The organism is Streptomyces sp. CA-278952, assembly GCF_028747205.1.
Taxonomy (GTDB): domain Bacteria; phylum Actinomycetota; class Actinomycetes; order Streptomycetales; family Streptomycetaceae; genus Streptomyces.
On the sequence record NZ_CP112880.1, the window covers coordinates 2,164,754 to 2,184,937 of the forward strand.

The 20,184-nt window shown below is 71.7% G+C and carries 12 protein-coding genes; 4 read left to right on the plus strand and 8 right to left on the minus strand.

The features are described from left to right. Positions 1–33: 33 nt before the first annotated feature. Both N7925_RS09400 and N7925_RS09405 read right to left on the minus strand, forming a co-directional pair. A complete protein-coding gene (locus N7925_RS09400; protein ID WP_265599226.1) occupies positions 34–2,295 on the minus strand; it encodes an excinuclease ABC subunit UvrA in 2,262 nt (753 codons plus the stop codon). 264 nt (positions 2,296–2,559) lie between these two features. After that, the gene (locus N7925_RS09405; protein WP_265603811.1) at positions 2,560–2,997 is read right to left on the minus strand and encodes a MerR family transcriptional regulator; all 438 of its coding nucleotides are present in this window, start codon (positions 2,995–2,997) and stop codon (positions 2,560–2,562) included. A 396-nt stretch (positions 2,998–3,393) separates the two neighbouring features. Here N7925_RS09405 and N7925_RS09410 point away from each other — a divergent pair, with 396 nt between their 5' ends. Then, positions 3,394–4,896, plus strand: a complete 1,503-nt coding sequence (locus tag N7925_RS09410; RefSeq protein ID WP_274343604.1) for a SulP family inorganic anion transporter — start codon at positions 3,394–3,396, stop codon at positions 4,894–4,896. Between the two features lie 644 nt (positions 4,897–5,540). Here N7925_RS09410 and N7925_RS09415 read toward each other — a convergent pair. Further along, the gene (locus N7925_RS09415; RefSeq protein WP_265599228.1) at positions 5,541–5,927 is read right to left on the minus strand and encodes an ArsR/SmtB family transcription factor; all 387 of its coding nucleotides are present in this window, start codon (positions 5,925–5,927) and stop codon (positions 5,541–5,543) included. A gap of 95 nt (positions 5,928–6,022) precedes the next feature. On the opposite strand from N7925_RS09415, the gene N7925_RS09420 reads away from it, so the two are divergent. Beyond that, positions 6,023–8,017: a heavy metal translocating P-type ATPase gene (locus N7925_RS09420; protein ID WP_274343605.1), complete on the plus strand. Its 1,995-nt coding sequence runs from the start codon at positions 6,023–6,025 to the stop codon at positions 8,015–8,017. 207 nt (positions 8,018–8,224) lie between these two features. Here the strand turns inward: N7925_RS09420 and N7925_RS09425 are convergent, their stop codons facing one another. From N7925_RS09425 to N7925_RS09445, 5 genes are all read right to left on the minus strand, one after another. Further along, complete coding sequence (locus N7925_RS09425; RefSeq protein WP_265599230.1) at positions 8,225–9,217, minus strand: DUF389 domain-containing protein; 993 nt, start codon at positions 9,215–9,217, stop codon at positions 8,225–8,227. A 116-nt stretch (positions 9,218–9,333) separates the two neighbouring features. Continuing rightward, positions 9,334–11,460 (minus strand): ATP-binding protein, encoded by a 2,127-nt coding sequence (locus N7925_RS09430; protein ID WP_274343606.1) that lies wholly within the window; start codon positions 11,458–11,460, stop codon positions 9,334–9,336. Next, positions 11,457–12,161: a DUF4255 domain-containing protein gene (locus N7925_RS09435; protein ID WP_274343607.1), complete on the minus strand. Its 705-nt coding sequence runs from the start codon at positions 12,159–12,161 to the stop codon at positions 11,457–11,459. The genes N7925_RS09430 and N7925_RS09435 overlap by 4 nt, the downstream gene beginning before the upstream one ends. Next, a complete protein-coding gene (locus N7925_RS09440) occupies positions 12,158–15,451 on the minus strand; it encodes a hypothetical protein (protein WP_274343608.1) in 3,294 nt (1,097 codons plus the stop codon). The genes N7925_RS09435 and N7925_RS09440 overlap by 4 nt, the downstream gene beginning before the upstream one ends. 169 nt (positions 15,452–15,620) lie before the next feature. Beyond that, positions 15,621–16,385, minus strand: coding sequence for a helix-turn-helix transcriptional regulator (locus N7925_RS09445; RefSeq protein WP_265599234.1), 765 nt, complete (start codon positions 16,383–16,385; stop codon positions 15,621–15,623). 241 nt (positions 16,386–16,626) lie between these two features. On the opposite strand from N7925_RS09445, the gene N7925_RS09450 reads away from it, so the two are divergent. Together N7925_RS09450 and N7925_RS09455 are read left to right on the plus strand one after the other, a co-directional pair. Then, positions 16,627–17,928 (plus strand): COG1470 family protein, encoded by a 1,302-nt coding sequence (locus N7925_RS09450; protein WP_265603812.1) that lies wholly within the window; start codon positions 16,627–16,629, stop codon positions 17,926–17,928. Between the two features lie 703 nt (positions 17,929–18,631). Next, a complete protein-coding gene (locus tag N7925_RS09455; RefSeq protein WP_265599235.1) occupies positions 18,632–20,176 on the plus strand; it encodes a phage tail sheath family protein in 1,545 nt (514 codons plus the stop codon). The last annotated feature ends 8 nt before the right edge of the window (positions 20,177–20,184 follow it).

Here is a 20,184-nt window from a genome sequence, read left to right on the forward strand (position 1 = left end):
CGGAACGGGACCACCCGCTCCGCCGGGACCGTCTCAGCGGGGCAGCGACGCGGCGAGGAACTGGCCGGTCACGGAGTGCTCGGCCTCCGCCAGATCGGCGGGGGTGCCTTCGAAGACCACCCGGCCGCCCTCGCTGCCCCCACCGGGGCCGAGGTCGACGACCCAGTCGGCGTGCTTGACGACATCGAGGTTGTGCTCGATGACGATGACCGAATTGCCCTTTTCGACAAGGCCGTCGACCAGGTGGACGAGGCTCTCGACGTCCGACATGTGCAGGCCGGTGGTGGGCTCGTCCAAGACGAACAGACTGCCCTTCTTGCCCAGCTCGGTGGCGAGCTTGATGCGCTGGCACTCGCCCCCGGAGAGGGTGTTGAGCGGCTGTCCCAGCTGGAGGTATCCGAGGCCGACCTGGCCGAGCGCCCGGAGGGTCGCAGCGACCTTGGGTTCGGTGAAGTATTCGGCCGCTTCGGCGGTGCTCATCGACAGGACGTCGTGGATGTTGCGACCGCGCAGGGTGAGCCCCAGTACCTTCTCGGTGAAGCGCATGCCCGCGCAGACCTCACAGGTCGTGATCATGGGGTCCATGAAGGCGAGGTCCGTGTAGATGATGCCGTGGCCCTGGCAATTCGGGCAGGCCCCTTCGGAATTGAAGCTGAACAACGAGGGACTGACCTGATTCTCACGGGCGAAGACCCGGCGGATCTCGTCCATGATGCCGGTGTAGGTAGCCGGGTTCGAGCGCCGGTTCGTGCTGACCGCTGACTGGTCGATGACGACGGCCGAGGGATGCTGCTGAAGGAGCACATCATGGATGAGCGTGCTCTTGCCCGAGCCCGCCGGGCCGGTCACCACGGTCAGCACGCCGAGGGGAATCCGTACGGTGACGTCCCGCAGGTTGTGCAGGCTGGCCCCCGTGACCTCCAGGAATCCGTTGGGCTCGCGGAAGTCCTCCTTCACGGGCAGGGTCCGCCGCATGAAACGCCCGGTCAGCGTGTCGGCTTCGGTGAGGCCCCGCACATCACCCTCGTAGACGATCTCACCGCCGTCGCGTCCGGCGGCCGGGCCCAGATCGATGACGTGTTCGGCCATGTCGATGATGTCCCGGTCGTGCTCGACCACCAGCACCGTGTTGCCCTTCTCCGCCAGCTCCGTCAGCAGCCCGCTGAGCCTGCGCACATCGCTCGGGTGCAGGCCGATGGTGGGTTCGTCGAAGATGTAGACCATGTCGACGAGCGAGCTGTTGAGGTGCCGGACCATCTTGATCCGCTGAGACTCCCCGCCGGAGAGCGTGGAGGTCTCACGGTTGAGGCTGAGGTAGCCGAGCCCCAGTTCGATGAGGTGCTCCAGCCGCTCCCGCAGGCTCGCCGTGAGGGTGGCCACCTGGGGCGAGTCCACCTTCTTGATCGCCTCGATCAGGTCGGCGACCTCCAGGGAGGCGAGCTCGGCGATGTTCCGGCCGTCGATGAGGCAGTTCAGAGCCCGCTCGCTGAGCCGCAGCCCCTTACAGGTGGAGCAGGGGCCTCGCGTCACGACCCGCTCCAGAGCCTTTCGGTTCTTGGCACTCATCTCGTCGGGCTCCTTGCGGACGTAGAGCCGGTCGAACTTCTGCATCAGCCCTTCGAACTTGGAGTTGATCTGGCCGCCCTTCCAGTCCAGGGTGACCGACCCATCGGACCCCCAGAGAAACGCCTGAACCTCGCTCTCCGTATAGTCACGCAGCTTCTTGTCGTTGTCGAAGAGGCCGGAATGCGCGTACAGCTTCCAGAACCAGCCCCCCACATTGAAGGCCGGATGCCGGATGGCTCCCTCGTTCAGGGACTTCGACTTGTCGAGCAGTTTGTCGAGGTCGACCTGCACCCGCTGCCCGAGCCCCTCACAGTCGGCGCACATCCCCGCGGGCTCGTTGAAGGAGAAAGCGTTCGAGAACCCGATCCAAGGCGTGCCCACGCGCGAGTAGAGCAGTCGAAGCAGCGCGTAGATGTCGGTGATCGTCCCGACGGTGGACCGCGCGTTGCCCCCGATCCGCTTCTGGTCGATGATCACCGCCGTCGACAGATTGGCGATCACGTCCGCGTCGGGCTGCCCGTACTTGGGCAGCCGATTGCGCACGAACGCCGTGAACGTCTCGTTGAGCTGACGCTGCGATTCCGCCGCGATGGTGTCGAATACCAAGGAGGACTTTCCCGACCCCGACACCCCGGTGAATACCGTCACCTTGTGCTTCGGCACTTCGACGCAGACGTTCTTCAGGTTGTTCTCGCGAGCACCGATGATCTGGATAGCCTTGTGCTGCACTGGGTACCCTAACGTCGAAAGAAGCTGACCGCTCCCCACGCTATCGACTATTGAGGCCAGTTTCTGACCTCAATAGTTTCTTCCCTCTCATCGCGGACGGGCAGGTCGGCCGTCTCTCTCCAACCGGTCGTTCCACCACCGTCAGCAGGGTGGCGGCGAACGTCATCAGCGCCTTGGCCGCAGGCTCGGCGTCTGCGCGCCGCGCGGCGTCGGCTCTGGCCAACGCCACCGACGCCGCGATGCGTACAACCGGGAGGCTTCAGGTCACGTGCGGGCTGCCGCGGCGCGGGCAGCGGTGTCCTCGCCGGGAGCGTTCCGGAGGCGGGTGCGGAGGGTGGCGGCGAAGTCTTCCGCGCGGGTCAGCTGGGTGCGCAGGTCCTCGATCTTCCGGGCGGCGGCCTGCTCGTAGACGCCCATGCGTTCCAGGAGCGCTTCGCGTTCGTCGCTTTCGGCCGACGGGGCGGTGTCGAGGCGGTCGGTGATGTCAAGGAGGTCGCGCATCTCGTCCAGGGTGAAGCCGAGGGGCTTCATCCGGCGGATGACCATGAGCCGGGCGACGTCGGCCTCCGTATAGAGACGGAAGCCGCCCCGGGAGCGGGCGGAGGGGATGACGAGCCCGACTTCCTCGTAGTGGCGGATGGTGCGCAGGGACAGTTCGGTCCGCGCGGCGACTTCGCCGATCTGCATGTGCTCGTCGTCCACGCCTGTGGCCCTGACCCTTCTCGTCGCGGCGGCCGTATCCGTACGATCCACCGAACCCCACTCTAACGTTAGGGTAGAGTTGCTGGTGCGGGAGCGGCTGATCCGCACCGTTGCCGCCGTTCCCGGGGCCGAGGACGCCCCCGGCGAAGATTCCGATTATCGCAGGAGAGAGCGTGCGCGAGCCCATGACGCCGATCGCCGCCGCCTGCCCGCCGTGACTCCTCACACCCCGATGTGACCCGCCGGCCGCACACCCGCGCCAGGGACCCATCCTCCTACGACTTCCGGCCCGCCCCACGGGCCGTCCGCAGGGTTCCGCTCCGGCCCCTGCGTGTCCTTCCCGCACGCCCCGGCCTGCCCGCGGACTGTGCCCGAGCACGACAGGTGCCTGCCTCCTTGTCCACTTCCGTACTGACTCCCGCCGGACGACTGCGCGGCCTGCGCCCGGACTGGCTGAACAACCCGAAAGTCTGGCGCACCGAGATCCTCGCCGGCCTGGTGGTCGCCCTGGCTCTGATCCCGGAGGCGATCTCGTTCTCGATCATCGCCGGTGTCGATCCCGCGGTCGGCCTGTTCGCCTCGTTCACCATGGCCGTGGTCATCTCGATCGTCGGCGGCCGCCGCGCGATGATCTCCGCCGCCACCGGCGCCGTCGCGCTCGTCATCGCCCCCCTGAACCGCGAACACGGCCTGGGCTACCTGATCGCCGCCGTCATCCTCGCCGGCATCATCCAGATCGCCCTCGGTGCCCTCGGCGTGGCCAAGCTGATGCGGTTCGTCCCGCGCTCGGTGATGGTCGGCTTCGTCAACGCCCTCGCCATCCTGGTCTTCATGGCCCAGGTCCCCGAAATGCGGGACGTCCCCTGGGCCGTGTACCCGCTGATCATCGGCGGGCTGGCGCTCATGGTGTTCTTCCCGAGGATCACCAAGGTCATCCCGGCCCCCCTGGTGTCCATCGTCATCCTCACCGTCATCACGATCGCGGCCGGGATCGCCGTGCCGACCGTCGGCGACAAGGGCGAACTCCCCTCGTCGCTGCCGGTGCCGGGGCTGCCGGACGTGCCCTTCACCATGGACACCCTGACCACGATCGCCCCCTACGCCTTCGCGATGGCCCTGGTCGGGCTCATGGAATCGCTGATGACCGCGAAACTGGTCGACGACATCACCGACACCCCCTCCTCCAAGACCCGCGAGTCCATCGGCCAGGGCATCGCCAACATCGTCACCGGCTTCTTCGGCGGCATGGGCGGCTGCGCCATGATCGGCCAGACCATGATCAACGTGAAGGTCTCCGGCGCCCGCACCCGTCTCTCCACCTTCCTCGCCGGGGTGTTCCTCATGGTGCTGTGCATCGTCTTCGGCCCGGTCGTCTCCGACATCCCCATGGCCGCCCTCGTCGCCGTCATGGTCATGGTGGCCTTCGCGACCTTCGACTGGCACTCCATCGCCCCGAAAACACTGAAGCGCATGCCCGCCGGCGAGATCGCCGTCATGGCCATCACCGTGATCATGGTGGTCGCCACCGACAACCTCGCCATCGGCGTCGTCGTCGGCACCGTCACCGCCATGACCATCTTCGCCAAGCGCGTCGCCCACCTCTCCCGCGTCCACGCCGTCACCGACCCCGACGGCAGCAGCGTTGTGTACTCCGTGACCGGCGAGCTGTTCTTCGCCTCCTCCAACGACCTCGTCGGACAGTTCGACTACAACGACGACCCCGACCGGATCATCGTCGACCTCTCCGCCGCCCACATCTGGGACGCCTCCTCCGTCGCCGCCCTCGACGCCATCGAGACCAAGTACAAGCAACGCGGCAAGACCGTGGAAATCATCGGCCTGAACGACCCGAGCGCCGACCTCCACTCCAAGCTCACCGGCGAACTCACCAGCCACTGACCCCACACACCCACACACCTCACAGCCCGGGGCCCTGGCAGCGCCGGGGCTCTGGCAGCGCCGGGCCCAGGGTGTTCCCGAGGCTCTACTCCGGCGAAGGTCCGCGGTAGGTGCCGGAGGTCCACAGGTTGCCCTCGCGATCCCGCACCGTGCACACCTACGCCGCAGCACCCGACCCGAGCCGGGTCTCGTGCGGCGGTTCGAGGACCTCGCCCCCAGCCGCGACGACCCGCCGGTGCACCGCGTCCACGTCATCGCTCACCATGTGGACGGGGTGAGGGTTCTCAGGCGCCCGGACCTGCCTGGCGGGAGTTGGACAGTAGACGCGCGAGTGCGGTGGGGCCGTCCGGGTTGTCGAGGACGTGGACGACGAGGCTCGTCAGGGCGGCGCATCGCCGTGAGTCGGCGGGCAGGTGGTCGATGGATCGGGCCGGCCGGCCGGCGCTCCGCGGTCGGAGAAGTCGTTTCTCCACCGATCACGGTGGGCGTGAGTTCGCGTGTGCCGACTCGGCCGGGCGATCTCCTTCGGGGTCCGACGTCGGTACGGTCATGCCCGGGGGCACCTCGGACGCCTGTGCGGACGCGCCGATCGCCGCTACCGCGACCAGCGGGTCCGCCTGCCGGGAAGCCGCCCCGCGCAGGGGTCAGCCGGTGACGGCGGACTCGGCAGCCTCGGCCGGGAGGTCGCGGACGCCCAGGCGCAGGTGTTCGACGTGGTAGAGGGCTTGGTCGAGGAGTTCGGCGACGTGGTCGTCGTAGAGGGCGTAGATGATCGAGCGGCCGTGGCGTTCGCCGGTGACCAGGCCGAGGTTGCGCAGCAGGCGCAGCTGGTGGGAGCAGGCCGAGGCCTCCATCCCCACGGCGTCGGCGAGGTCGCCCACCGCGCAGGGGCCTTCCTGGAGGCGGGCGAGGATGTGCAGCCGCGAGGGGGTCGCGAGGGCCTGGAGGGTGGCGGCGACGTCGGTGGCGCCGACCGCGTCGAGGCGTTCGCGGGTGGTGGCGCTGCTCCTGGCGTCTGCTCCGTGGCCCATACCGTCATCATACGCGCGACACATGAAGACCTGTTCAGGTATTCCTGTATGGTGAGCGTGTTGCCCGTCGTCCACCCGTGAAGGGTTGATTTGTCATGTCTTCTGTCGTGGATCAACGGCCCGAGCCGACGGTCGCGGGGGCTCCGCGCGCGGTGGCGCCGAGGCGGCGTACGCGTCTCCTGGCGCTGCCGGAGGCCCGGTGGGCGCTGGCCTCCCTGGTGCTGTTCCTGCTGGCGCTCCCCGTGTATCTGCTGGGTGCTCCTGCGTGGACGTGGGGCCCGTTGTTCGCCGCCTGCTACGTCACCGGCGGCTGGGAGCCGGGGTGGGAAGGGCTCAAGGCCCTGCGGGAGAAGACGCTGGACGTGGACCTGCTGATGGTCGTCGCCGCGCTCGGCGCCGCCGCGATCGGGCAGGTCCTGGACGGGGCTCTGCTGATCGTCATCTTCGCCACCTCCGGCGCCCTGGAGGCGGTCGCGACCGCCCGCACCGCCGACTCCGTGCGCGGCCTGCTCGATCTCGCGCCCGACGTCGCGACCCGGCTCCGTGCGGACGGTGTCGAGGAGACCGTGGACACCGAGAAGCTGGCGGTGGGGGACGTCATCCTGGTGCGCCCCGGTGAGCGGGTCGGCGCGGACGGGCAGGTCGTGGACGGGGCGAGCGACGTCGATCAGGCCACGATCACCGGCGAGCCGCTGCCGGTCGCCAAGCAGGCGGGCGACGAGGTGTTCGCCGGCACGGTGAACGGCACCGGTGCTCTGCGGGTGCGCGTCGAGCGGGATCCGGCGGACTCGGTGATCGCCCGGATCGTGAAGATGGTCGAGGAGGCCTCCGAGACCAAGGCGCCGACCCAGTTGTTCATCGAGAAGGTCGAGCAGCGGTACTCGATCGGCATGGTCATCGCCACCCTGGCCGTCTTCGGCATCCCGCTCGTCCTCGGCGACGATCTCCGGTCGGCGCTGCTGCGCGCGATGACCTTCATGATCGTCGCCTCGCCGTGCGCGGTGGTCCTGTCGACCATGCCGCCGCTGCTGTCCGCGATCGCCAACGCGGGCCGCCACGGCGTGCTCGCGAAGTCCGCGGTCGTGATGGAGCGGCTGGGCCAGGTCGACGCGGTGGCGCTGGACAAGACCGGCACCCTGACCGAGGGCACCCCCCGGGTCACCGACGTCCTCCCCCTGCCCTCGTCGGGCCTGGACGAGGACCGGCTGCTGGCGCTGGCGGGGGCCGCCGAGCACCCGAGCGAGCACCCCCTCGCCCGCGCCGTCGTCCGGGCCGCCCGCGACCGCGGCCTCGTCCTCGCCGAGGCGACCGGGTTCGCCTCCTCCCCCGGGGCCGGCGTCACCGCGACCGTCGACGGCCGCACTGTCCGGGTCGGGTCCCCGGCCCGCCTCGCCGCCGACGGCCCCCGCCTCGCCGCCGACGGCCCCGGCCTCGCCGAGGCGGTCCGGTCGCTGGAGGACGGGGGCCGTACCGCGGTCCTCGTACTCCGCGACGGGGCCCCGGTCGGCGTGCTGGGCATCGCGGACCGGCTGCGCCCGGACGCCCGGGCGACGGTGGCCGCGCTCACCGAACTGACCGGCCGCACCCCGGTGTTGCTCACCGGTGACAACGAACGCGCCGCCCGCCGACTGGCCGCCGAGGTCGGGATCAGCGACGTCCGTGCCGGGCTGCTCCCGCAGGACAAGGTCGCCGCCGTCCGGGCGTGGGAGGCGGAGGGCCTGCGGGTGCTGGTCGTCGGTGACGGGGTCAACGACGCGCCCGCGCTGGCCGCCGCGCACACCGGCATCGCGATGGGCGGGGCCGGATCCGACCTGGCCCTGGAGACCGCCGACGCCGTCGTCGTCCGCGACGAACTCGCCGCCGTCCCCGCCGTCGTGGCCCTCTCCCGCACCGCCCGCCGGCTGGTCGTCCAGAACCTGGTCATCGCCGGTACCTTCATCGCCGCCCTGGTCGCCTGGGACCTGATCGGCACCCTTCCGCTGCCGCTCGGCGTCGCCGGGCACGAGGGCTCCACCGTCATCGTCGGCCTCAACGGCCTGCGCCTCCTGCGGGAGGCCTCCTGGCCCCGGCCCACGGAGGACACCGCCTGAGCGGACGCGACGGACGCCTTTCCCAGGACATCCCGTGGCCCACGGTGGACACCGTGGGCCACGGGGTCTACGGCCCGAGCGCACCGGGACGGGCGATCGACGCCTACCTGAGCAGCCGGACGAACCGAACCGGTCGGGCCGCACCGGCGGGGGACGCTCCCCATGGCCGTACCGGCGGGGGATGCTCCGCCGGTACGGCCCTGCGGGTCAGTCCCCGACCCGGCCGACCTGGAGCTGCCTGCCCTGGGTCGTCACCACCGCGACCGGCACCCCGTCGGGCACCTTCCCGCCGAGGTCGGCCAGGAGCCGGTCCAGCGGTGGGAGGTCGGCCGGTGTGCGCACGGCGATGTACAGCGTCCGGGAGCGTGTCTGTACGTCGATGACCTGCGCGCCGGGCGTACCGGAGAGCCAGGCGGTCGCGGCGGCGGAGGTGCGCGTGGTCCAGACGTGGAGCAGTACGGTCACCGTGGTGCTGGCCGCGAGGACCAGGCCCACCGCGGCGAACAGCAGACCGAGCGCCGCGTAGGCACGGCGCGATGCGCGGGCCGGGCGTTCCTGGGTGTGGTCGAGCGCGGCGAAGACCACCATGCCGGCGAAGACCAGGGCGAGCAGGTTGGAGACGAAGAGCACCAGCGCGCCGAGCGCGAGCCACCAGGCGCCCTGCCCGGCGCAGACGCCGACCACGACCAGCGGCGGCACCAGCGAGATGGCGATGGCCACGCCGGGCAGCACCGCGGCGACGTCCTTGCGGGACAGGGCGAGCGCCCCGGCGAAGCCGGTCGCCAGGGCGGCCACCAGGTCCAGCAGGCCGGGCGAGGTCCGGCCGGCGATCTGACCGTCCGACAGCAGGTCGTAGTGGGACGGCACGGCCAGCGAACCCACGGCGCCGACCGCCACCACCAGGAGCACCCCGGCGAGCACGAACCGGCCCGCCGTGCCGCGCCGGCCCTGTACGGCGCCGATGGCGATGCCCATGATCGGGGTGGACAGCGGCGCGATGATCATCGCGCCGATCACGGTGGCCGTGGAATCGGTCAGGACACCGCCCGCCGCGATCACCGCGGAGAAGAACAGCATGGTCCAGAAGGCCGACTGCTTGGCGCGGGCGTCCCCGCACGAGAGGTCAAGGTCCTCGGCGAGTTCGGCCTGCGACCTCCGTTGACGCTCCGGAAGCACCCACGCGCGCACCCCTGTGATCATCGGATCAGTATCGGAGCCGGGCGTCGGCGGGGGCGGCAGCCACCCGCGTGGCGTCATCCGATCGGCTCAGCGCGGCACCTCGCCGGCCGTCCTGCCGATCACGGCCGGATGGTCCACTACCGCACGCCGCGCCCCCGCTCCTTCGCCAGCCACGGCCCGAACTCGCTCTCCAGCACCAGCCGTCCGAGCTTGCGGTACTCCTGGAGCACCGCCGTGACGAGCTGGTCCATGTCCAGCGGCCCGCCCGACTCGGCCGCGAAGTAGGCGGCGGTCACCGCGCAGGCCCGGATCGAACCGCCGGCCAGCTCGAACCGGTCGGCGCAGAACTCCAGGTCGAGCGTGGCGTCGCGCGGGATCGCCGGGCCCAGACAGCGGTCCCACAGGGCCAGGCGCTGCCGGGCGTCGGGCATCGGGAACTCGGCGATCACGTCGAGGCGGCGGGTGAACGCCTCGTCGAGGTTGGCCCGGAGATTGGTGGTGAGCACGGCGATGCCGTCGAAGGACTCCATGCGCTGGAGGAGGTAGGCCGACTCCACGTTGGCGTGCTTGTCGTGCGCGTCCTTGACCTGGGACCGCTTGCCGAAGATCGCGTCGGCCTCGTCGAACAGGAGGATGCCGTTGACGTCGGACGCCTCGACGAAGATCCGCTCCAGGTTCTTCTCGGTCTCCCCGATGTACTTGTCGACCACCGTGGACAGGTCCACGACGTAGAGCTCCATGCCCAGTCCGGCGGCGATCACCTCGGCGGACATGGTCTTGCCGGTGCCGGACTCCCCGGCGAACAGGGCGATGACGCCCCTCCCCCGGCCGCCGCCCGGCCGCATCCGCCACTTTCCGAGGACCGTCTCGCGGTGGCGGGCGCGCAGGGCGAGTTCGCCGAGCTGGGTGCGGGTCGCCGGGGGCAGCACCAGATCGTCCCAGCCGACCGCGGGCTCGATGCGGCGGGCGAGCCGTTCCAGGCCCGCGCCGTTCTGGGCGCGGACCGCCGTACGCAGGTCCTCCGGGGTCACCGGCCGCTGCCCGATGGCGGCCAGCCGGGACGCGACGGTCGCCGCCCGGCGCAGTTGGCCGGAGTCGAGCCGGTAGGCGGCGGCGGACTCGATGAGGGCGTCGTCGGCGGACGCGTGCGCGGCGGACAGGCCGACCGTCCGCCCCGCGTCGGCGAGCGCGCGCCGCCACTGGCGCCCGGCGTCTCCCGGGCCGGGGGGCGGGACGGTGACGGGCACCGGGCTCTCCGCCGTCCACAGCGGGTCCCAGTTCTTCTTCCCGTACGCGATCAGGGGCGTGGAGCCGAGCGCCGCGCACAGGGACCCGAGCACCCGGGCCCCCTCGGGGCGTTCGGGGGCGAGCGTTTCGAGCGGGCCGAGGATCACCCCGGCGCGGCCGAGGCGGGCCTCGGTCGCCAGGGCCCGTACGAGCGGGGCCGGTTCGGCGGCGGTGGTGAGCGCCGCGACGTCGACGACCAGCGGGCGGCGGCCGGCCGCCGCCAGCGCCTCGACGGCGAGGCCGCGCGGGTCGCCGCCCCGGTCGAGCAGGTGCACCAGGCCGCTGCCCGTGCCGAGGGCCGCCGCGATCAGGGAGACCTCGGGGCGCCCGTCCGGCTCCCGGGAGGGCGTGGCCTCCTGGACGATCCCGCGCAGCCGGCCGTCGGTCCCGTCGTCTCCGAGGAGGTGCGCGGTGACCCGGTCCGGTACGCGCAGGGTCCGGGAGAGCAGCGGCCGTTCGCCGTCCGTGATCTCCAGCAGCCCGCCCGCGACGAGCGGGGCGGCCGGCGTGAACCGGAAGCGGCCGGGGCCGGCGGTGGGCAGCCCGCAGAGTTCCAGGGCCAGGCCGATGGTGGGCCGGCGGCGGGTGAGGTCGTCGTTGAGGTAGCCGTACAGCCGCTCGAACCGGCTGTCGATGTCCGGCGCCACGGCGACCAGCAGGAGTTCGACGTCCAGCGGGGCGAGACCGAAGCGGTCCGCCAGTCGGCCGAGCCGGCTCCCGGCCGGGGCGGCGTCCGGCAGGGCTCCGTCCTCGTACGCCGGTACGGGCGTGAACGCGTCGCGGGTCTCCAGGAGCCGTGCCGCGCCCTCGGGGGTGAGGTACTGCCCCCGGTAGGGATCGTCGGGGTCCGGGTCGACGGCCCGGCGAGCCGCGACGGCCTCCCGGACCCGCTGCTCGACGCGGCCGAGCCGCTCCCAGAGCTCCTCGACGCCGGTCAGGGGGCCGTGACCGTGGAGCTGTTGTGGTGCCAGGGTCATCGCGCGGCGTTCCCCCGCTTGCGTCGGCCGGGCGGCAACCGCCGTTCGCGAGGCGCGGCGAAGCCCTCCCCGCCCGGGTCGGACGCTCCCTCGTAGCGCAGACGCCGGCCGGGGCCGTCGTCGTTGCCGTCCAGGTGGGGTGCGGCCTTCATCACGAGTCCTTCGGTGACGGGCGGGCCCGCGGGGGTGCGTTCACCGGCCAGCGGTGCGACGACCCGCAGATCGATCGCGGCCTTCAGCTCGCCGCCGAGCGCGGACCACACGTCCGAGGCGGAGGGGCCGCCTGCTCCCGGCCCCGCCGCCTCCAGCTCCACGGTCAGGCCGAGTTCGGCGAGGCTTCCGGTGTGCATCCGGGCGGGCAGCACCTCGGAGCGGACGAGGGCGCGCAACACCTCGGAGAGCAGGCGGTGTTCGTCCTGCGGGCGGTTGGTCCAGGCGGTGACCAGATAGGTCAGCTCGAACCAGCGGGGCGGGGTCCGCCGGCCGGTGACCACGCCCTCCTCGTCGTGCGTCTCGGCCGTGCCGCTGCGCCGCCTGCCCGCGTCCTCGCGGATGCCGTGCAGGAAGACGCTGATGGTCGGGGCGTTGCGGCGGGCGGACCAGTCCTTGGTCGGGGCGTCGAAGACCAGGTCGACGCCGCTGTCCTCGAGCCCGGCCTCGGCCAGCAGCAGCCGCAGCCCCTCGTCGACTTCGTGGATCATCGGCGGATCACCTCGTCCGGCGGGGTGATGGTGCCGAGCACCACGAGGAAGTCGGTCTTCACGGGGCTGAAGCCGGGGCCCTTCGCGGTGATCGTGCGCGGCCCGGTCCGGTCCTTGGCGACGATGAGGAGCTGGGCGATGAACGTGCCGTCGCCCAGCGGCCGGGTCGGGGCCGCGGCGGCGGTGATCCCGGGCTTCCAGCTGAGGGTGACGGGCGCCCCGGGCGGGAAGTCCTTGCCCCGTACGGAGGTGACGAAGCCGGGCTTGCCGACGGCGGGCACCGCGATGATGCGGGGCTGGAGGATGCGCAGCGGGATCCGGGAGACGTTGTCGCGGCGGCTGGCGTCGGTGCCCGTGGTGGTGAGCGACGCGGTGATCGTCGTACGCAGCGCCTTGTCGGGCGAGAGGACGACGCTGAGGACCGTGGACGCGCCGGGTGCGAGGTCGGGGAGCGTGCATGTGCCGCCGCCGGTGCAGCCCGCGGGGAGCGGTCCGGCGGGGATGCGTCCGGGCAGTCCGAGCTTCAGCCGGAGTCCGGTGGCGAGCGCGTTCCTGCCGTTGCGCACGGTGTACGTCACCACGACCTTGCCGCCGACGTAGCCGGGGCTGGGCTGGGCCCGCACGGTGACGCCGGGCCCGGCCTCGGGCGCGGGCGGCGGCGGCGCGGGGGCCGGCGGCGGGGGCGGCGTGGTCGTCGGCGGCGGGGCGGGGGTGGGCGTCGTCGGGGTCGGGGACGGCGTGGTGGGGGTCGGGGACGGCGTCGTGGGAGTGGGAGAGGGCGTCGGGGTCGGCGTCGGGGTCGGCGGCGGCACGTCCTCGACCGGGACGATCGTTCCGGTGGCGTTGTCCGTGGGGTTGGGGTCGAGGACCGCCCCGGTGACGGACCAGTTGATCCGCTGGTCGCCGGTGGTCACGCCGGTCAGCCGGGCCGTGATCGTCACGTCGGTCCCGGGCGGGACGATGCCGAGGTCGCACTGGGGCGTACCGGCCGCACAGGCCCCGGCGTCGGTGGTCAGCTCCTCCAGCCGTACGCCGGGCGGGGCGTCGACGGTGAGGAGGGTGCCGGGCGAGGGCGAGGGTCCCCGGTTGGTGACGGTGATCGCCACTTCGGTGGACGAGCCGACCTCCACCGGGTCGCCGGTGGGCGGTGCGGTCAGCGACAGGTCGACCGACTGCTGGAAGGCGGGCTCCTTCTGCCGTCCGTCGTGCGTGTTGTCGACGGGGGCCACGTCGCCGGAGGCGATGTCGAGTACGGAGAGCTGCTCCATGGAGTTCGCCGGGAACTCCCGGCGCGAGGTGAACAGAAGCTTGCTGCCGTCCGGGGACCAGGCCACGTCACGGGGCTGGTGGGGGCCGGTCACGGAGGTGTCGGGGATCGGCAGGTCGCAGCCGTCGGGGTTGTCCTTCTGGACGGAGGGCAGCACGACCCGGCAGCCGCCGCCGCGCAGGGGCTTGATGAGGACCCCGGCCTGATGGTTGACCCGGCCGCCGCCGTCCTTGCGGTTGAAGGCCACCTTCTTGCCGTCCGGCGAGAACGCTGGGCTGTCGTCGATGACGTCGCAGTCGCCGGGGCAGATGGTGTCGCTCAGGTCCCGCTGGCGGTCGAGGTCCGCCACCGGCACGACCCAGATGTGCTTGTTGCCGCCGTTGCCGTTGATGACCTGGCTGCGGGTGAAGGCGAGGTTGACGCCGTCGGAGGACCAGGTCGGCTGGGCGACGTCGCCCGCCTCCTGCCCCTGGGGCGGCGGGATCTCGTCGAGGATCGCGCCGGTGGCGACGTCCGCGATGAAGATGCGGCTCCGGCCCCCCTTGTCCCCGACGCCGCCGGGCGAGGTCCGGGTGAACGCGAGCTTCGTGCCGTCGGGCGAGAAGGTGGGGTCGGTGTCCCAGTCCGTGGGGGCGCGCCCGTCGAGCTCCAGCACCTCCGCGTTCCTGCCGTCGGCGTCGGCCATCCAGATCCGCTCGATCCGCCCCTCGGCGCCGTCCTCGAAGCGGGTGACGACGAGGCGCCGGCCGTCGGGCGTGTAGTTCTGCCGCTCGTGCCACGGGTCGAACCCGGGATCCGGCCTGAACAGGGGGTTCTTGGTGTGGTCCGTGTTCGTGCGGGCCTTCGGGTCCTCCTTCAGGATGGTGAGACCCAGGTCGCGGGGGTCGGAGCCGTCCTGGCGGACGTCCTGGAGCGTCACGATCTGCGCGGCGGCCAGCAGCTCGCCCGGCTTCTTGACGGTCTCCGGGTCCGGGGTGATCCGGGGGACGATGACGGTCCCGGCCGGGGCGAACCAGGTGGGCGGCCCCACCTCGCGGTTCTCGTTGACCAGTTGGTCCGGCGGCGCGTCGCCCTCGAACGCGGTCACCCGGTAGGCGTGGTCGAAGTCGTCGCAGCCGCAGGTGTGGTAGGGGCTGAGGAAGACGATGTCCTTGCCGTCGGGCAGCCAGGAGGCCGAGCGGGTGCCCCACGCGGCGTGGGTACCGACCAGCAGCTCGCGGTCGGTCCCGATGCCCTGGGTGGCCCGCAGTTTCCTGCCGTCGTCAACGGTCGGGTCGGGGTTCGTGGTGAGGGTGTACGCGACGAGGCCCCGGCGGGCGTCGTCCTCCACCGGGTTCCAGGACGGCTCGGTGGCGTCACCGGCCGGCGCGTCGCTGATCCGGGTGCGCGGGCCGCCGGCGACGTCCCGCACGAATATGTGCCACCTGCCCAGGGCGTCGCCGTCGCAGGCGTACGCGATCTTCTTGCCGTCCGGGGACCAGGTCGGGGACTCCTCGTTCTCCGGGGTGTTGCTGAGCCGGCGCAGGCCCTCGCCGTCGACGCCGATCGACCACAGGTCGCGCTGGACCGTGCCGCCCGGTCCGCGCTCCGCCGAGTCGAAGACGACGGTCCGGCCGTCCGGGGAGAGTTCGGGGTGGGCCGCGTCCCGGTCGGTGGTGAGCCGGCTCACCGATCCGTCCGCGCCGCGCAGGTACACCTGGGGCCGGGCGCTGTCCCGCAGGCTGGTGAAGACCAGGACGTCTCCCCGGGCGGAGGGGTCCTGGTCGTAGTGGGCGGGGCCGTCGCCGAACAGCGGGTCGGTGGTGTCCTTGTCGTTGGCCTGCCCCAGGCTGCGGTGTTCGGTGCCAGCGAAGGCGACGCGCCCCGCTTGGAGCGGTTCCGCGTCCGCCACGGCGGCGACGGCCTCGGCGGCCGCGTACGGGGCGGCGGCCGAGCCGACCAGCAGCAGCGGCGCCAACAGCACCACCGCACCGGTCAGTCGGCCCAGCCGGGAATGCTTTGCCGGGCCAGCAGTGCCGGTCACGGCCCACCTCACAGTCTGTCGATGACTCTCCACCGCCCAGCTTCGCCCCCGCGCGGGGGCGAAGGACAGGCCGCGAGTACCCGGGACGGGGGAAGGGATCGCTGCCCTTTGCGGCGGTGGGGCCACCGGGTCCGGCCGGGGCGCCCGGCCGGACGCGGGCGACGGGTCCTCAGATCAGCCCGTGCCGCATCGCGTAGCCGACCGCGTGGGCCCGGTTGCGCAGTTCGAGCCGGGTGGCGACCTCGTGCAGCACGTTCTTGACGGTGCGTTCGGAGTACGAGGTCTTCTGCGCGATCTCCGCGGTGTCGCAGCCCTCCGAGACCAGCCGGATCATCTCCGCCTCGCGCGCGGTGAGGGTGGAGAGCGTGAGCCCCCGGGGGTCGAGGACCGTCCGCTGGAGGGAGCTGACGTGGTCGAGCAGCTTGCCGAGCAGATCGCCGGGCAGGACGCCTTCGCCGTTGGCCATCGCCCGGACCAGGTGGACGAGCCGGTCCTGATCGGCCTCGCCGCGCCGGAGCACGGCGGCGACCCCGCACTCGATCATGGTCTGGAGGGCGCCCGACTCGAAGAACCCCACGACCAGTCCGGTGCGGGTGGAGGTGTTGCGCTGGAGGCGGTGCAGGAGCTGGATGGTGGGCTCGTCGACCATGTCCACCACGACCAGCGAGACCTGGGCCCGGTCCGCCTCGGCCTCCGGCAGCAGTTCTATCTCGGGCCGCACGCGCAGTTGGTGGATCATGCCGGTCTGCAGGATCAGGTCCTCCGCGTACACCGCCACGGAGACCCTGCCGCCGGGCGCTCCCCCGGGGCCGGCCGTGCGGCGGTGCGCCGCGTCGGGCCTGCGGTAGTGTCCGCGCGCCGCCGCGCCGTTGGCGGTCGCCCTGCCGTTCGCGGTCGCGTTCGCCGTGCTGTTCGTCGTGTCCGTGATCGTCATCGTTCCGTGCCCGTCTTCCTCAGGTACTTCAGCCCGATATGCCTGCTCGTCCTCATGTCGCCTCCCCCGCCGGCCGGGAGCACGGCCCGCGGGCGCGCGGAGGGGGCGCGGGGACACCGTGCCGAGGGGCCCGCGGGGCACCACCCCTGCCCGCTTGTTGCCCTCGCGTCTCTGCTGCCGAGCGGTGCGGGCGGCCTAACGTCGCAGAGTGACCACATCTGCCGAACTCGAAAGCCCCACGGTGACGGTGTCGCCTGGCGGTACCGCGACGACCACCCTGACCGTGCGCAATGACGGCGACATCGTCGAGGCCTACACACTCGAGGTGGTCGGCGACTGCGCCGCCTGGAGTGCCGTCGAGCCGGCGCGTGTGTCGCTGTACCCGGGCACCTCCGAGACGGTGGCGCTGACCTTCGCCCCGCCGCGCTCCCACGAGGTCCGGGCGGGTGACACCCCCCTCGCCGTACGGGTCCTGCCCGCGGAGCGGCCCGAGTCGGTCGTGGTCCCCGAGGGCACGGTGACCGTGGAGCCCTTCCACGAGCTCCGCACGGAGCTGGAACCGCGCCGCCGCCGGGGCTGGCTGGGCGCACGCTTCGCCGCCGCGGTGCAGAACAAGGGGAACACCCCGGTCGATGTGACCCTCGCGGGCAAGCAGGCGGGGGAGGATCTGCGGCTCACCTTCACGCCGGACAAGAAGCGACTGGAGCCGGGAGAGTCGGCAGAGGTCCGGCTGAAGGTCCGGGCCCGGAAGCTGATCTGGTTCGGGGAGCCCGTCAGCTGGCCGTTCGAGGTCCGGGCGACCGAGGGCGCCGAGGGGGAGGCCGAGGTCGAGCAGCCCGGTGGACCCGAGCCGCTGCCCGGGGAGTTCGCCCAGATACCGGTGCTGCCCAAGTGGCTGCTGATCGTGCTGGCGGCACTGTTGGCCCTGCTGCTCGCGTGGTTCGCGCTGGTGCGGCCCGCGGTGAAGAGCACGGCCGAGCAGGCGGCGACGAAGGCCGCGCAGAAGGAGACCCAGCGGGGCAAGGAGCAGGGGTCGACGCCGCCCGGCGGCGCGGAGAACCCGGCAGGCGGCCAGGGAGAGGGCGCCGGTCCGGACGGAACGGGCCCCGGTACGGGCGGTTCCGGCCCGGCCGGCTCCGGCGGAGGCGGGGGCACCGGCGGGAACGGTGGCGGTGGCGGTGGGGGGGCGCAGCACTCCAAGACCATCGACGTGAAGACCCCGGCGGGAAGCTCGCGAGAGGGCGTCTACAAGGTTCCTGCCGGGAAGGTGTTCGGCGTCACCGACATCGTGGTGGCGAACTTCCAGGGGGACGAGGGCATCGTGACGATCTCCTTCGGAGAGAACAAGATCACGACGATCGCGCTGGAAACCTTCCGCAACCAGGACTATCACTGGGTCACCCCCATTCAGGTTCCGGAGAACGCCACCGTCACCGCCTCCGTCACCTGTGCCAAGCCCGGCACTCCGGCCACCGGTACGCAGGCTTCCGGGTGCCATCAGGTTCTGAATGTCAGCGGCGAACTGAGCGATCTCGCACGATAGAAACAGCGACGCCGAGCGTTCTGCTTCGTCTGTCGACGAGACAACAGCAGAAACCCGGTCGAGAGGAAACCCGGCGTGCCGGGGGGTGGCGGATTCGCCCTCCCCGGTACACCAGAGGCCTCGACCAGCTCGGTCGGCCACGGCGACGACAGCATCGGAAGAATATCCGCACCCGATGGCCGCGGGCACGAACGTGCCTGCTCAGGACTGGTCCTGACGGCCCGGAGACGGACGACGGATGCCCGTTCGGAGCGTTCCCGTGCCCGATTTCCGCCCCCGTATACGACCGAATCCACCCACCTTCTCGGCGCATTCTGGCCGAATCGCGTCACGTCGGCCCGTTCCCCCGGAGCCTCGGACGGCGATCGGCCTTGCCGGGTTTACCGGGAAAAAAGAGATACCAAACACATCGGGTCCCTGGCACGGCGTCCGCCCTTCGCTCAACCTCACGGCGGAGGGCGGTGACTTCGGCCCGTTCCGTAACACGTTGTTCTCGTTCTCTTCATGTCAACCGGGGAATGCGGGCCGGCTCCGCGAATACGGCGACGGTCCGCCCGGCCCGCCAAGGGCAGTGTTACCCGGCGTACAGGGGCCCGGAAAGGCAGCCTCGTTGCCCCGCGTCCAGGACTCTGGGGCCTACTCCCCGCCCGGCCGGACGGTCGAGACTGGGCAGTGATCGAGTGACCGTCCAGAAGGAGCGAGCATGCCGTCGTACCTCACCCCCGGTGTTTACGTGGAGGAGGTGCAGTCCGGAGCGCGGCCCATCGAAGGTGTCGGCACCGCGGTCGCAGCCTTCGTCGGCTTCGCCGGGACGGGCCCCTTCCACCAGCCGACGCTGGTGACCAACTGGGACCAGTACGTGCAGACGTTCGGCGCCTTCACCGCCGACACCTATCTGGCGCACGCCGTCTACGGCTTCTTCGCCAACGGCGGCGGCGCGGCCTACGTCGTCCGCATCGGCGGTCCCGCACAGGGCGCGGAGAGCAGCACCGCTCAGGGCTCGGTCGCCCAGGCCCCCGCCCCGGTCGCGCTCGGCGGGTTCCTGGTCTCCGCGAAGCCCGGCACGGGCGACGGCCTCTCCGTGGAGATCGCCGACGCCGAGGGCGAGAACCCCCCGGAGGACCGCTTCCGGCTGCTGGTGCGCCAGGGCGGCAAGGCCGTGGAGACGTACGACGTCTCCACGCGCAAGAACGTCAAGGGCTACCTGGTCACCCAGGCCCGCGACTCCCGGCTCGTCCAGATCACCGAGCAGCCCGGCACGGCGCAGAGCCGCCCCGAGAAGCAGACCGTCGCCCTCGCCCCGGCCGCCGCGGGCGTCCCCGGCTCCGGTGTGGCACGGCTCGACGCCTCGGAGTACGTGGGTGACGCCTCCGCGCGTACCGGGTTCTCCGGCCTCGAGGCGATCGACGAGATCACGATGGTCGCCGTCCCGGACCTGATGAGCGCCTACCAGCGCGGCGACATCGACGCCGAGGGCGTCAAGACCGTGCAGCTGGCGGTCATCTCGCACTGCGAGCAGATGGGCGACCGGGTCGCCGTCCTCGACACCCCGCCGGGCATGAACGCCCAGCGTGTGCGCACCTGGCGCAACGAGGACGCCGGTTACGACTCGCGTTACGCGGCTCTCTACTACCCGTGGGTCAAGGTCTTCGACCCGGCGAGCGGCCGCAACTCCCTGGTCCCGCCGAGCGGTCACGTGGCCGGCGTCTGGGCGCGCAGCGACAGCGAGCGCGGCGTCCACAAGGCCCCCGCCAACGAGGTCATCCGGGGCGCGGTGGACCTGGAGATCCGCCTCAGCAAGGGCGAGCAGGACCTCCTCAACCCGATCGGCGTGAACTGCGTCCGCGCCTTCCCCGGCCGCGGCATCCGCATCTGGGGCGCGCGTACCCTCTCGTCCGACCCGGCCTGGCGCTACCTCAACGTGCGCCGCCTGTTCAACTACCTCGAGGAGTCCATCCTCCTGGGCACCCAGTGGGTGGTGTTCGAGCCGAACGACGACCGCCTCTGGTCGAGCATCCGGCGCAACGTCACGGCGTTCCTCACGGAGGAGTGGCGACGCGGTGCGCTGTTCGGCCGCACAGCGGAGGAGGCGTTCTACGTCCGCTGCGACCGGAGCAACAACCCGCAGGAGTCGATCGACCTCGGTCAGGTCGTCTGCGAGATCGGGGTGGCCCCGGTGAAGCCCGCGGAGTTCGTGATCTTCCGTCTCTCGCAGTTCTCCGACAGCACCAGCCTCGTCGACGAGTGACCCTCCCG